This is a genomic window from Agarivorans gilvus, from assembly GCF_001420915.1.
In the GTDB taxonomy this organism is placed as follows: Bacteria; Pseudomonadota; Gammaproteobacteria; order Enterobacterales; family Celerinatantimonadaceae; genus Agarivorans; species Agarivorans gilvus.
Map to the genome: position 1 here is coordinate 3,158,734 of NZ_CP013021.1, position 13,554 is coordinate 3,172,287.

General features: G+C 45.3%; 13 protein-coding genes and 1 pseudogene. 11 read left to right on the forward strand and 3 right to left on the reverse strand.

Translation table 11 applies throughout. From position 1 onward, the window contains the following. Positions 1-13: 13 nt before the first annotated feature. Positions 14-415, reverse strand: coding sequence for a flagellar basal body-associated protein FliL (locus tag AR383_RS14855; protein ID WP_055733841.1), 402 nt, complete (start codon positions 413-415; stop codon positions 14-16). Between the two features lie 191 nt (positions 416-606). Here AR383_RS14855 and AR383_RS14860 point away from each other — a divergent pair, with 191 nt between their 5' ends. Then, positions 607-1,170, forward strand: coding sequence for a chorismate--pyruvate lyase family protein (locus tag AR383_RS14860; protein WP_055733842.1), 564 nt, complete (start codon positions 607-609; stop codon positions 1,168-1,170). Between the two features lie 22 nt (positions 1,171-1,192). Then, positions 1,193-2,032, forward strand: a complete 840-nt coding sequence (ubiA, locus tag AR383_RS14865) for a 4-hydroxybenzoate octaprenyltransferase (RefSeq protein ID WP_055735064.1) — start codon at positions 1,193-1,195, stop codon at positions 2,030-2,032. Here ubiA and plsB read toward each other — a convergent pair. After that, positions 2,029-4,422: a glycerol-3-phosphate 1-O-acyltransferase PlsB gene (plsB, locus tag AR383_RS14870; RefSeq protein WP_055735065.1), complete on the reverse strand. Its 2,394-nt coding sequence runs from the start codon at positions 4,420-4,422 to the stop codon at positions 2,029-2,031. The two genes, ubiA and plsB, sit on opposite strands and share 4 nt — an antisense overlap. A gap of 222 nt (positions 4,423-4,644) precedes the next feature. On the opposite strand from plsB, the gene AR383_RS14875 reads away from it, so the two are divergent. Then, the gene (locus AR383_RS14875) at positions 4,645-5,331 is read left to right on the forward strand and encodes a zinc metalloprotease (RefSeq protein WP_055733843.1); all 687 of its coding nucleotides are present in this window, start codon (positions 4,645-4,647) and stop codon (positions 5,329-5,331) included. A gap of 327 nt (positions 5,332-5,658) precedes the next feature. Beyond that, positions 5,659-6,996 carry a sensor domain-containing diguanylate cyclase gene (locus AR383_RS14880; protein WP_055733844.1) on the forward strand — a complete coding sequence of 446 codons (1,338 nt, stop codon included), beginning with the start codon at positions 5,659-5,661 and terminating at the stop codon, positions 6,994-6,996. A gap of 37 nt (positions 6,997-7,033) precedes the next feature. On the opposite strand, the gene AR383_RS14885 is transcribed toward AR383_RS14880, so the two are convergent. Further along, positions 7,034-7,693, reverse strand: a complete 660-nt coding sequence (locus AR383_RS14885) for a thiopurine S-methyltransferase (RefSeq protein ID WP_055733845.1) — start codon at positions 7,691-7,693, stop codon at positions 7,034-7,036. A 312-nt stretch (positions 7,694-8,005) separates the two neighbouring features. On the opposite strand from AR383_RS14885, the gene AR383_RS14890 reads away from it, so the two are divergent. From AR383_RS14890 to coxB, 7 genes and pseudogenes are all read left to right on the forward strand, one after another. Beyond that, a complete protein-coding gene (locus AR383_RS14890; RefSeq protein WP_232304749.1) occupies positions 8,006-8,479 on the forward strand; it encodes a GNAT family N-acetyltransferase in 474 nt (157 codons plus the stop codon). Between the two features lie 165 nt (positions 8,480-8,644). Beyond that, the gene (cyaB, locus tag AR383_RS14895) at positions 8,645-9,196 is read left to right on the forward strand and encodes a class IV adenylate cyclase (RefSeq protein ID WP_055733847.1); all 552 of its coding nucleotides are present in this window, start codon (positions 8,645-8,647) and stop codon (positions 9,194-9,196) included. Positions 9,197-9,363: 167 nt separating this feature from the next. Beyond that, the gene (locus AR383_RS14900) at positions 9,364-9,840 is read left to right on the forward strand and encodes a DUF6653 family protein (protein WP_198150158.1); all 477 of its coding nucleotides are present in this window, start codon (positions 9,364-9,366) and stop codon (positions 9,838-9,840) included. Positions 9,841-9,918: 78 nt separating this feature from the next. Then, positions 9,919-10,092, forward strand: a pseudogene (locus AR383_RS14905) (NIPSNAP family protein); the annotation flags it as partial. A gap of 375 nt (positions 10,093-10,467) precedes the next feature. Continuing rightward, entirely contained in the window at positions 10,468-11,127 is a 660-nt protein-coding gene (locus AR383_RS14910) for a hypothetical protein (RefSeq protein WP_055733849.1), read from the forward strand. Between the two features lie 379 nt (positions 11,128-11,506). Further along, complete coding sequence (gene lexA / locus AR383_RS14915; protein ID WP_055733850.1) at positions 11,507-12,157, forward strand: transcriptional repressor LexA; 651 nt, start codon at positions 11,507-11,509, stop codon at positions 12,155-12,157. A gap of 323 nt (positions 12,158-12,480) precedes the next feature. Further along, a complete protein-coding gene (coxB, locus tag AR383_RS14920) occupies positions 12,481-13,548 on the forward strand; it encodes a cytochrome c oxidase subunit II (RefSeq protein WP_083481763.1) in 1,068 nt (355 codons plus the stop codon). The last annotated feature ends 6 nt before the right edge of the window (positions 13,549-13,554 follow it).

Genomic DNA, 13,554 nt, shown 5'->3' on the forward strand with positions numbered 1-13,554 from the left:
GGGCCTTGGTTTTTTACTGGTAGATATACTTGGTAAACAGCAGTTTGCGAACCAGCTTCTTGCCGGTTTCTTGTACTAGTAAATCGTTAATCGCCTCTTCACACATTTGGCGAATGGTTTCTCGTCCATTCAACGACTTAATATCATCTTCGCTTTGTCTGCCTAAAATTTCGATAATAGTATCGCGGATCAACGGGGCATGATGCTCAATGCTGCTGAGGTCGCTTTGGTCTTCCACCATTACCTCGGCAGTCAATCGTACATAACCTAATTTTTTACCGGTACTGATGTAGTTGGTAATAATATCTGGCTCAAAACCAAAATAAGCAAAATTGGGATTGGTGGCTTCTTGGCTGTGCGCCAGCAGTGGCAAACTTAAGCTCAAACAAACTAGCCAGCGGTAAACAAATTTCATATGACTTTTTCCTTTATAGTCTTAGCTTTATTGTTTCCCTTAGTGGGCGGTAGGTCAAGTTAGTCGCTGGAAATATTCTTTACAGTGAATGTTTTATCGGCAAGGTAAGCTCGCTGCTCTGCTTGACAACGGTTTACATTAAATGGCTATTTACCTGATAATGAAGCCACTATTCTTAGCCGTGGATATGCGTGACTATTAACTATTCTCAGCCCTGCGGGGCCGATGGCAATTGGCAAGCGCCGCAACATTTTGTTTTTCCTTCTCCGGTTTTGGCGGACTGGCTGCAATACCCCGGTTCTTTAACCGCCCGTTTGCGCGAGCACTGTCAGCAGTTCAGCATCAAGGTGTTGTATGAAGGCTTTAGTGAGATTGCTCCACACGAACAATTAGCCCTCGCTTGTGCTGGACCCTATTGGGTGAGGGAAGTCTTATTGTGTTGTGATGGCGTGAATTGGGTATTTGCCCGCAGTATTATTCCGCAAAGCTCTTTAGAAGGCGATGCGGCTGCGGTGAGTCAATTGGCCGATAAGCCCTTGGGTGAGTTATTGTTTACTGGTCAAGGGCAGCGCCAAAGTATCGAGCTATGCCAAATTGCTGCGGCGTCGTCGATTTACCAATATGCCGACTCATCCCAGCCTTTGTGGGGGCGGCGTTCGCGTTTTCTGTTGGCTAACGCACCTTTGTTAGTCGCCGAAATATTTCTACCAGATTGTGCAGCGTATCGAGGAGATCCTGGTGTTGCAGCTAGCTAGTTTTCGTCCTTATTGGCAGTTAATGCGTGCCGACAAACCTATTGGCACTTTATTGCTATTGTGGCCCGCGCTGTGGGCGCTGTGGCTAGCCGCCGAAGGGGTGCCTGATTTGTCGGTGCTGCTGGTATTTGTAATAGGGGTGTTTTTAATGCGTTCGGCCGGTTGTGTGATTAACGATTATGCTGACCGCAAGGTTGATGGGCATGTTAAGCGCACGGCGCAGCGCCCTTTAGCGGCGGGCATAGTGAGCGAGACTCAAGCGCTATCGCTGTTTGCCGCTTTGGTGGTGTTGTCGTTTTTACTGGTATTAACTCAAAACGGTTTAACTATTCAGTTATCGTTTGTGGCCTTGGGTTTGGCCGCACTGTACCCTTTTATGAAACGGGTGACGCATTTACCGCAGTTGTTTTTGGGGCTGGCCTTTAGCTGGTGTATTCCCATGGCTTATGCTGCGCAAACTGGCAGAGTGCCAGCCGAAGCATGGCTATTGGTAGTGATTAACGTGACTTGGACCATCGCTTACGACACTAAATACGCGATGGTGGACCGCGATGACGATCTAAAAATAGGGATTAAGTCTACGGCAATTTTATTTGGCCGTTTCGACAAGTTGATCGTGGGTTTATTGCAGTTAGCATGTTTAGTCTGTTTTGCGGCCATGGCTTATATTAAGCAGTTGGGTCTGCTGTTTGACCTTGCTTTATTAGCGGCTGCCGCACTGTTTGTATATCAGCAGAAGTTAATCAGGTATCGCCAGCGTGAAGCTTGCTTTCAGGCCTTCTTAAACAATAACTATGTGGGCTTGGTGATTTTTGTGGGAATCGCCAGCCATTATGCATGGCTGGCGTGGTCGGCTAGTTAAGATTCTAAATCGAGTAGTGCGATAATCGAGTCGTAAACGCCGTCGGCTAAGAGTGGCGACAGCTGAGCGAATAGCTGCTGCGCTGCGTTACTCTCTTGATAGCCTTGTTCCCGCATCAGCGTCAATAAGTTACTGGTAATGCGTTTGTCGTAGTACTCTGGCGCATCAATGTGATGCATTTGCGCCAAGCGCTGGGCTCCAGCTAGCGCTTGTTTCTCTAGTTGCGCACGCTCTAGGTGTGGGCGATTGGCTAGCAAGGCGGCAACCACTGCATAGCGGTGCAGACTTTCCTGGGCCAGTTGGGCCAGCAATAACAAGCGGCCGCGGCGGTGCTTATCTATTCTAAAGCAATCACCATTTTCACTGATCAGCTTCAAGGCGACAAATTCGGCTAAGTAGCGCTCCACCAATTCGCTAATCTCATCGCTGTTATACCGTAAAAATAGTTCGCCTTTTAGTAAGGGGTAGAGCTGTTCTATGAGTGTTAATAGCTGCTCTCGGCTAATGCTGCGGTGTTGCAGTAAAGCGCTGGCAATAAAGGCAGGCATGATCAGCAGGTGAATGATGTTGTTGCGGTAGAAGTTCATCAAGACTTGTTGTTTTTCATCTAAGCCGATGATCTCACCCAGATAATCACTGTTAGTTTGAAACTTATCTAAGCTCAGTGCTTGGTCGATTAGCGCCTCGGCATCTAAATCTGGCACCGTAACATGCTCACTGTAAGGAACATTTTTAATTAGGCTTAGGCATAAGTCCATTTGCTTGGCGAGCTGTTTTCTGGGCATGGCGCGGTTTTCGGCAGCCAATAAAATACTGGCGCTTAAACACAGACCATTAACGGCGGCAGCGCTGTTAATATTTTCCATCAGTTGGAGCGAAATATCGTTCACAGCGGGCACTAACCAATGAGGTTTACTGCCTTCTTCTATGGGCTCTCGCCAGTCTGGAGCCAGTTGATTTAAGCGGTGGTTGACGTTGATTGGCTCACCGAAATTAACATAGCCGTGGCCAAAGTTACGTAGCTTACGCAGCATGCCAAACAAGGAGAATAAAGACTCTTTATCTTTGGCCTTACCTTTTAGTTCTTTGTAGTAAGTGCCTACTTCCATCACATGCTCGTAGCCAAAATACACAGGCACAATGGTCACTGGGCGCTCTAGGCCGCGCAACATGGCTTGCACGGTCATGGCTAACATGCCGGTTTTTGGGGGCAGTAAGCGACCAGTGCGGCTGCGGCCACCTTCGGTGAAGTATTCCACCGAATAGCCACGGCTGAATAGTTGGCTTAAATACTCTCTAAATACCGTGGAGTAGAGCTTGTTACCCTTGAAGCTACGGCGAATAAAAAAGGCGCCAGAGCGGCGGAAGAATGGACCTGCTGGCCAAAAGTTCAGGTTAACCCCCGCTGCAATATGCGGTGGCACCATGCCTTGGTGATACAAAACATAAGAAAGCAGCAGGTAGTCCATGTGGCTGCGGTGACAGGGGGCGTAAACAATCTCGTGGCCTTCTTGAGCCAATTGTCGAACGCGTTCGGCGTGGTTGACTTCAATCCCTGAATAGATTTTATTCCATACCCAACTTAATAGGGCATCGGCCATACGTAAATTGCGGTAAGAGAAATCGGCAGCTATTTCTTCAAGGTATTTTAAGGCGTTTTGCTTGGCTTGCTCAGGGCTGCTGTTTTTGGCCTTGGCTTCTTCTTGAATGGCTCTGCGAATGGTGGGTGAAGCTAACAGTTGCTCAAACATATGGCGACGGTTAGGCAATTTAGGCCCCGTGGCGATCATTTGCATGCGGCTAAAGTGGATCCGCGCCACACGTGCCAGTTTATGACCAATGCGTTTGTCCGAGCCTTGTCGCTGTGCCATTTCTTTTAAGGATACTGGTTGGCTGAAGCGCACTAGATTTTCGCGGCCTTTAAAAATAACCTGCCAAGTTTTTTTAAGCATGCCTGCAGGACGGGGTTTTTTACCACTGACTAGATCATCAACGCTTTCACGACCGGGGTAGCGGTCCCAAAACAGTTTAACTGGAATGAGTTGGGCGTTATGGCTTTCATCTTTGCGGTGCAAGCTTAATGCGGCAGTAAACTGTTCTACCGTGGCCTCAAGGGTTTCACCATTTTTGTCTGTTAAAAAGGCCACTCGTTGATGGCTCTCTCCGGCGAAAATAGCAGGCTCAAGTGGATCCGGTAGACCTAGTTCTTTACAGGCGAGCTGCAAAGTGAGTACATCGGCGAGCGAATCGCGAGGAATAACATAGAAAACCGCTTGTGATAAATCTAAGTTAAACTCAGCAACCGGATTTTCTGGAACGAATTTGCCACGAATAAAAAAGCCAATTACAGAGCGTAATACAGCCAATATTGGAGTGGGTAATGATAACATCTCAAAGAGCTTATGGTGGTTAATGAATACAGGGCTTAGGGTAGCAGATTTAATCAAATTTGGCTTTGATTTGATGCAAGCTAGCCAGTGTCAAACGCGCTCATATTAAACTATTTAGGCCTTCGCGGGGAAGCTGGTAAAACCAGAGTTCCTAAGATCTACTGCTACTGTTAAAGTACTATTGGTCTCGGCATTAGCTTCGAATAAGAAAAGGAATTCACCATGTCTTGGTTTATTAAACGTGTTTTGTTTTGCGCATTGTGGCTGGTGGCTTCTGCTCAAGCGGCTTTTATTACCAGCAATGAGGCAGAGCTAGATGCGATTTACTCACAAGCAAATTTCGGCGAGCGGCCGATAGACATTCGTATTGGTAGTGCCACCGAGCTGGTTTTTCCTGAGTTGCTGGACATCAGTAGCGATGCTGAGATAAGCCAAATATTCAGCCAGCATGTTGGTCCTGCCAATGTAGTGAATTTTTATTTCGTAGATAGTATTAGTGCCTGTGGAGGACAGATCTCTAGCAGTATTGTGGGCTGTGGTGAATATTTTGGTAACGATTTTGTGGTGGAATCCAGTTACGCGGCGGGCCCCTATGGTGGCGAACTGTTGGCCCACGAACTGGGGCATAATTTAGGTCTGCCTCATCTCTCCGGTGCCTACCTAATGAACCCCTTCTTGAACAAGCAAACACTGATTACTCCCGCTGAAGTCACTAGGATTTTTAATAGTCCCTTAGTGCAAAGTTTAAATGACTACTATTGGATAGACATTAACCCCGTATTGATTGTGGCCGAGGCCAGTCAGGTGAGTGAGCCTGTCACTGTAGGATTGTTTATGTTGGCGCTAGTGATGTTGGCTTGGCGGCATCATCGCCAAGTCGCGGCGAGCACCACCATTATTGTGAGTTAGCTGATTAGTTTTACTTATTAAAGATTTACCCTGCGATTCTATGATGGGTAATGGCAAATTTTTAGTTAAGACATAGAATAAAGACTAGGTCGGGGCACAACCGTAAATGGTTTCGACAAGCAAGCTTAAGATCTTAATCGGTGCCGCAGCCGTATCACTAGGACGTGGCAAGTTGTCTGGTTGTTTGCACGGGCGGTTAAGTTTTTGGGCTGGGCTATAAACCAAGTTCAGCAAGATAATTATTCCACTTCATAGAATTTAATCCTTCGCTTATAGCGTCTTGCTTGTGGTCTATCATAGTAGTGAATCGTCATTTTAGGCGCTGGTATGTTAAAAAAACGGTACTTCTCAGCTAATTCGGTTATTTCGGCTATTACTGCTCTGATCATTACCATGATGGCTTTGATCGCCTGCTTAATGGTGTATTTTCTTAGTGTATTAGACGATAACGCCATGAAAGATGTGCACACTCGAGTAAGTATTGCCCTTGCTATAGAGAAGGAGCATCTGCATAAGCTAACCATCGATTATTCTTATTGGGATGACGCCTATACCAATGTTTTAGCAGTACCCAATCCGCAATGGATTGAGGATAATTATCAAGATTACCTGCTACCCACCTACAACCTTACTTACATCGCCACGATTACCAGCGATAAACAAGTACAGTTGCATGCTCAGCGAGAGTGTTTAGAGCTTAACCCGCAAAATATTTATTCTTCAGCCATTTTAGAGCGCTTAAGGGGGAGTGAACCAGCCAGTCCAGCCTATCAAGCAAAGGCGTTTTTTAGTGAGGCCGATGGCCAAGTCTTTTTAGTCGGGGTAGAACCTTATCGTCGCGAAAACGATGGAGTGGTAGTCGATGGTGCGCATCTGGTATTGGCACAAGCTATCGACGACACCTATCTCGCAGTATTAGCTGAGCGTTTTCGGCTGCCCAAGCTTAGCTTAGTTGCAGCGGGTGAATATGATGATTCAATGTCATTAGAAGGCTTTTTACCCGCTAGTAACATCGCCACTATCTATTGGTCTAGCCCTCATATAATGAACCGAGTCGCTCCTTATATGATAGTGATTTTATTGGCTTTTTTAATTATTACTGTGGTTTTGGCTAGGTTGTTGTTAAATAAAGATTTTAGGCACCGGGCTCAGTATCAAGAAGAATTGTTTGAAGCGGCCACCACTGACCCTCTAACTAATGCCGCTAACCGCCGTTACTTTATGACCTTGGGTAAGAAAGAGTTTCAGCTACAATTATTGCAAAAACATAGCTTGTGTCTAATCGTGTTCGACTTGGATCATTTTAAGTTAATTAACGATACACATGGGCATGCTGTGGGAGATCTCGCCTTGCAGCATTTTGCTAAGATTTGCCAAGACAATATTCGTGCTACCGACTTGTTTGCTCGACTTGGCGGTGAAGAGTTTGCAGCGATCCTGCCAAAAGTAGACCAAGATAAAGCGATTGAATTAGCTAACAACATTCGTCTGGCCATCAGCGACGCGCCGCTGATGGTGAAAGAAAAATCAATCTCCTTAACGGTGAGCATAGGTTTAGCCTGCTTAAACCAAGAAAAGTCTCTGCAGGCCTTATTAGATCATGCCGACAAAGCCCTATATTTGGCCAAAAACTCGGGGCGCAATGTGGTGAAAGTCTACCAATAGCAAAGCCAAGCGCTGCTGTTTATAGCGGCTCGACCCCTTAGTCAGTGGCGGCAGTGAGTCGTTTCATTTGATAGACTTTATTTACCGTGGCGGGGGAAAATGCCACTGGGTAAGCGTCACCATAGCTTACTGCTATGGCAAAGTGTGGCGAGAATAAATCAAAGATCTCTTGGTCTACCAAGGCGGCTGAATCTTGAGTTCGCAGCGGGTCTACATCTTCGGTGGTTAATAGCAGTATGGGTTTGAGCAAGGGCATTAACGACAACAGCTTTCTCACATACTGCTTTCTTGCGGGTTCGGCTAAGGCGGTAAGCGCGGCTCTATCATATACCGCATCAATCTGGCCTAAATGAGTGTGTTTTAAGAGAAATATATCGCCGCAAAGGATCCGGATCCGTCCGTGACGCCATATGGTAAAGTGGCCCGAGCGGGTCTTCTTCGGCTTTAGTTGGTTTTCTTTAAAAAATGCCTTCACCGCGAGTGAACTCAATTCTATACCTATCACCTCAAAACCACGTGCTGCTAGCCACAGTAAATCGTTACTTTTGCCACACAAGGGCACCAATACCCGCCCCATGTTAGGAACCTTAAGCCGATGCCAATACTCTTGTAGGTGTCGGTTAACCAACGGCTGATGAAAATCAGTCTGTTGATTCTTCCACATCGCAAGCCATAGTTGGTTGTCTTGTGCTACCACGGTGTCGATTCCTTTTGTTGCAATCAATACATTGTTCGATTGTCGGCATCAATGTTGATGCTGGGTGAAGGGTTAAATTGAATCGAAATACCGCCAAATGCTTGGCTTGGAGATAAGTCGTTGCGCTGCTGCTTAAGAAAATCAACAAGGCTAGCGTTTACTCTATCAACAATCGTACCAGTTACTTGCTACTGACGTCGGTAATCTGCATTAGCAGGCTGCTTTAGCCTGGCGATTGTTTTAAAGTGGCCTAAAGACCAGAGGTTTAAGCGCGTTTGGCAGTTGGGGCAGTTGGGGCAGTAAATAGGATTAATGATGAGTATTCATTTAAGAAAAGCGACGAGCAGTGATGCTGCGGCAATTAGTCAGTTGATTTTATCGCTAACGGAAAAATACGTGTGTCCGAGTTTCGCTGAGTCTGCACGTCATATCCTACTCACTTCAATGTCTGCAGAAAATGTAGGCGCTTATTTGTCCGGCAATTACTTTTATATTGTTGCAGCCACTGCTGATGAAGACATCGTTGGGGTGGCTGGTATTCGTGACTATTCACATCTGTACCACCTATTTGTTGACGATAGTTATCAGGGCCAAGGCTTGTCTCGTAGGTTGTGGGAAGCGGTTAAGGCCGAAGCTTTAACCAATGGGAATCCGGGGCGTTTTACGGTTAATTCGGCGGTGAATGCTGAGCATGTTTATGAACATTTTGGCTTCCAACGTATCGACGGCATTAGACAGCAAAACGGTATAATTGATGTTCCAATGGTATTGGAAATAGCTAGCTAACAAATCTGCAACGGGGAGCAAACTCGCCGAGCCATTTGTTTTTACTTTGTGCTTAATTAACGGGTTGTATAGGGGCGTTTGTTTCTTGTTGTTGGTAAATGGCGCTGGTGATGTTCTGCACCAGTCTAGCTGTGTTAGTATCTTATTTTTTAGTTGGTATCGCATATGAATCACTCCCACTTCCAAGGAAAATATGAAGTAGAGCTTAAATACCGCTTACCCTCAAAAGCACAGTTCTTGAATACACTAAGTGGTATCCCTCATGAAGTTATGCTTCAAGATAATAGCGAAAGCGATTGGTATTTTGATCGGCCCAATCGCTCGTTAGAAGCTGATAATATAAGTATCTGTATTCGTAAGATGGAGCCTTCAGGCATCAAGTTATGGATTGTAAAGGGGCCTGAACCAGAGCGGTGTGAAGCCACCGATATCAAAGATGTCTCAAATGCCAAGAGCATGCTAAAAACCATGGGTTTTGAAGTGGTGCTAAAAGCGCATAAAACGCGCAGCATTTACTTTGTTGGAGAGTTTCATATCACGGTGGACTCCTTAGAAGGTATCGGTGATTTTGCCGAATTTGCCATCATGACGGACGACGAAGCGAAGTTATCAATTTATAAGTCGCAAATAGAAGCCTTAGCGCTGCAATTTGGTCTAAGCAAAGACGCACTGCAAACTAAATCTTACAAGCAAATGTTTATGGAAAAAGGCGTTTAATATACGACTTGGTTATCAGTCGCTAAATTTTAGCTAGGTTCCCTATTCAACAAGGCGAATGTTTGTAGCTAAACGACATTACGCAACTTGACTGGCATAAGGATATGCAACGTGGATACTCAGGAGCAACAATGGATATTTTGAAACTATCCGAAAGGCTTATGTCAATGGATGAAAGTTCATGGCAACGACATTCGAATCCTTTGAGCGTTTATTCCCGCTTTTCAATCTTGCCTTTGTTTACCATCGCCTTGGCCACAAGAGAGCTATTAGGATGGTGGACTTTGGCGGCACTAATGCTAGTGAGCTTATGGACGTGGTTAAATCCAAGGCTATTTGCTGCGCCCAAAACCACTAATAACTGGGCATCGATGGGCACTTTTGGTGAGCGCGTCTACCTGCATTACAAGAATGAAGGTCTTATTCCTGAACATCATTTGCGAGCCTGTAAAAAGATAGTCTTGCTACAGATAGTGGGTTTACCGTTTTGGTTTTATAGTCTGTATGCAATGGACTTTGCCTTAATGATTCTGAGTACAGCTTGGTTAATGTTTACTAAGACTTGGTTCGTCGATCGAATGGTATGGCTGTATCAAGACGTAAAAGATCTCAAGCCTGCCTTTCAGTCGTGGCTGAAGTCTTAAGGCAATCAAGAAAACGCTAGCCAGTTCTACCGGTTTGGCGTCTCCCATAAACTCACATTATGAGAAGGATTAATACTCATGATTACTTGTTATGTCAGGTATGTCATCGATCCTAAAAAGATTAAAGAATTCGAAGAATATGCGAAAATGTGGATCCCGCTGGTGGCTAAGTTTGGCGGTCAACACAATGGTTACTTTCTCCCTTCCGAGGGGGCAAACAATATTGCTTTAGCACTATTCACCTTCGAAAGTTGAAGTAACTCGCTACGCTCAAACAGACTTCAACTTATCTCCCTTGTTCACTTACGCTACTCGGCGAAGATGAAGGGATTGAAAAGCGCAATCTTGACTGTCGAGGGTGTGAAACGTTCTTGCCTATTTTTATAACTTGATGAATTTACGAGTTTTGTTGTGATGCCATTAAATTTACCGCGCCAAAATCTGGCGCGGTAAATCTATTCTCGCTTTGTCTTTTGTCAATAAGCGCTGTGAAACTTCGATTTTTGCTGGTAAGTTATTGTCATTATTAATTAATTTTACTTGGAATGAGTTTTACCTAGGTAAAAATGGCTGGGGTTTAATGAGAAGCCCGGGTAATTCACTGTTAGTATTCAAAAGGAGTATCGAGTGAATCAAAAGTTGTTGATCATTGTTGTTTCGGTAATTTTGGTACTACCGATGGCTGCATATACCTTTCAATTTGGGTTTGGTCTGTGGCAATCCCCTTCGGAGTGGTCTGACTTAGGTGGATATATTGGAGGCGTTTATACTCCGATACTTGCACTGCTTACTTTGACCGTATTGTGCGTCCAAATTTATCTTCAAGTTTTACAACATCGGCAACATCTTGTCAGTTTGCAAGAAAAAGAGTTAAGTGATTATTTGACTCAGTTAAATTATGAACTGGATAAAAAGATTGAAGGTGAACTTACATTGCGTCAATTCTTGCTTAGCCTATTAAACGAGAAAAATGTGGATGATATATCACAGATGGATCTCAGTTTAATTTGGGGACTTAACCAAAGTCACCATAAACTTTACTCTATGTGGAGCGGAGTAAGAGCTAGCCTAAAATATATAGAAAATCACTCAAAAATTAAGAATTATGAATCTACTCATTATGTTGTACAAAAAAATAAAATTATTGCATACATGAGCCCGCAAGTTTGTAGTTCACTTGATAAATTTAATTACGCAATGCTTTTTTCTCTTCAGCAAATCAATGGAACGAGAATTGATGAAATGGCAGTGCAGTATGAGTTTTGGCAAGATAAGTCGCTAGCTTGAATACTAGCAAACGCTTTAAGACGGATTCGCAACGTTCGGCGGTTTTGGTTTGATTTGGCTTGGCTTTTGTTTTTACGGTGTAATAATTGAGTGTCGTGGTAGTGTTGCTCACCACTTAAGCGGGCGTTACCAAATAGTGCTTTTACACTACGTAACTTATGCCTCAAAGCGAGTTAGCTAAACTCTTCGTATCCGTCTTTACCCCAATCTCTACTTATTTGTGATGGGCATCCGAGAAATGGAGTGTAGTTTCAAAGTAGCGGAAAGCATTTCAATGAAACTGAAATCTACACACAACTGCTTGATTTCATATTAAACCTTGCGTCATGCGCTATGCTGTATATACTAACAGTGTGCTGTATAAACTTACAGGTAGACTATGAAGCCCTTAACACCTCGCCAGACAGAAGTTTTTGAATTAATTCGTCGCAACATTGCTGAAACCGGCATGCCGCCAACTCGTGCAGAAATTGCTAAAGAGTTGGGCTTTCGCTCGGCTAATGCCGCTGAAGAGCACTTGCGTGCCTTAGCTAAAAAAGGGGCGATTGAGATGATCCCCGGCGCGTCTCGTGGCATTCGTATTAGCGAGCAATACTTGCCGGAAGGGGCTAATCAAGAGCCTAGCCCAGTGGAAGAAGAGAGCGGCCTGCCCTTAATTGGTCAGGTGGCGGCGGGTGAGCCAATTTTAGCCCAGCAACATGTCGAGTCGCACTACGCGGTAGACGCCAACCTGTTTCACCCCCATGCCGATTACCTACTACGGGTACAGGGCATGAGTATGAAAGACATTGGCATTATGGACGGTGACTTACTGGCTGTGCATAAAACTAATACCGCTCTAAACGGGCAAGTGGTTGTAGCGCGTTTAGACGATGACGTTACCGTGAAGCGCTTTGAGCGTAAGGGTAAAATGGTTTATCTGCATCCCGAGAACGAAGAACTGTCGACTATTGAGGTCGATCTTGAGTATCAGAGCATGGATATTGAAGGTTTGGCGGTGGGCATTATCCGCACGGCAGACTGGATGTAAGTCCTTTTTTCAAATAGTTCCCTCCCATTTTAAGCCCAAATCCTTTGATTTGGGCTTTTGTCGTTAACATCACATCTTTCACCTTAAACAACAAAATTAACAACAATATATTTACAAATCCTTAACTTAACGCTTAATTTATATACTGTGGGTTGTATTTAGTGGTTGCAGCTTATTGCTTTGGTGGGGACCTTCCCCTTACTTGGCAGGGCTTGTTGAGTTTACGAGCACTGCTTTTGGCTACTGCAAAGGAGAGCGCTGTGAGCCGAGGGATTCAGCTATTAGTGCTGGCATGCTGTTCGTTTCCTGCATTGGCGCAGGAAATGTCATTTAATTTACGCCCGGGTGTAACTGCCATTAGTGAGCAGGTTTACGACCTTCACATGACGATTTTTTATATTTGCTGTGTGATTGGCATTTTGGTGTTTAGTGCCATGTTTTGGGCGATTTTCCATCATCGTAAATCGAAAGGCGCGGTGCCAGCCCAGTTTCACGAGAGTACTAAGGTCGAAATTATTTGGACCATTATTCCTTTCCTTATTTTGATTGGTATGGCGATACCCGCTACTAAAACCTTGCTAGCGATGGAAGACCCATCCGATGCCGATCTCACCATTCAAGTCACCGGCTCCCAGTGGAAGTGGCATTACAAGTACTTTGAGCACGACTTAGAGTTTTACAGTGTCTTGGCTTCAGACATGGAACAGGTGAAGGGCAAGCTAAAAAAACGCGACAACTATTTGCTGGAGGTGGACCACCCCTTGGTATTGCCGGTGGGTAAAAAGGTGCGCTTCTTAATGACCTCGGAAGACGTGATCCATTCTTGGTGGGTGCCGGATTTTGCGGTGAAAAAAGATGCCAACCCCGGCTTTATTAACGAGGCATGGACGCGTATCGACAAACCCGGCATTTACCGCGGTCAATGTGCCGAGTTATGCGGTAAGGACCATGGCTTCATGCCGATTGTGGTGATTGCCAAGCCTGAGGATGAATACGCTAGCTGGTTGGCCGAGCAAGAGGCGGCCTATCTGGCTAAACAAGCTGCCGAGCAAGAGCTGGTAGCCATGACCATGGACCAAGCTGAGCTAATGGAGCTGGGCGAAAAAGTGTATCTGAAATCTTGTGCGGCGTGTCACCAGCCTAACGGTGAAGGTTTACCGGGGGTATTTCCGGCCTTAAAAGACAGCCCAATTGCCACCGGGGCAGTGAGCCAACACATAGATGTGGTGGTGAATGGTGTACCGGGAACGGCGATGCAGGCCTTTGGCAAGCAGTTAGGTTTAAAAGAACTGGCTGCGGTGATTAGCTACGAGCGGAATGCTTGGGGCAATGATACCGGTGATTTAGTGCAGGCCAAGGATGTGGTGGCCGTGCAGAACGCAGCGCAGTAGGGAGAT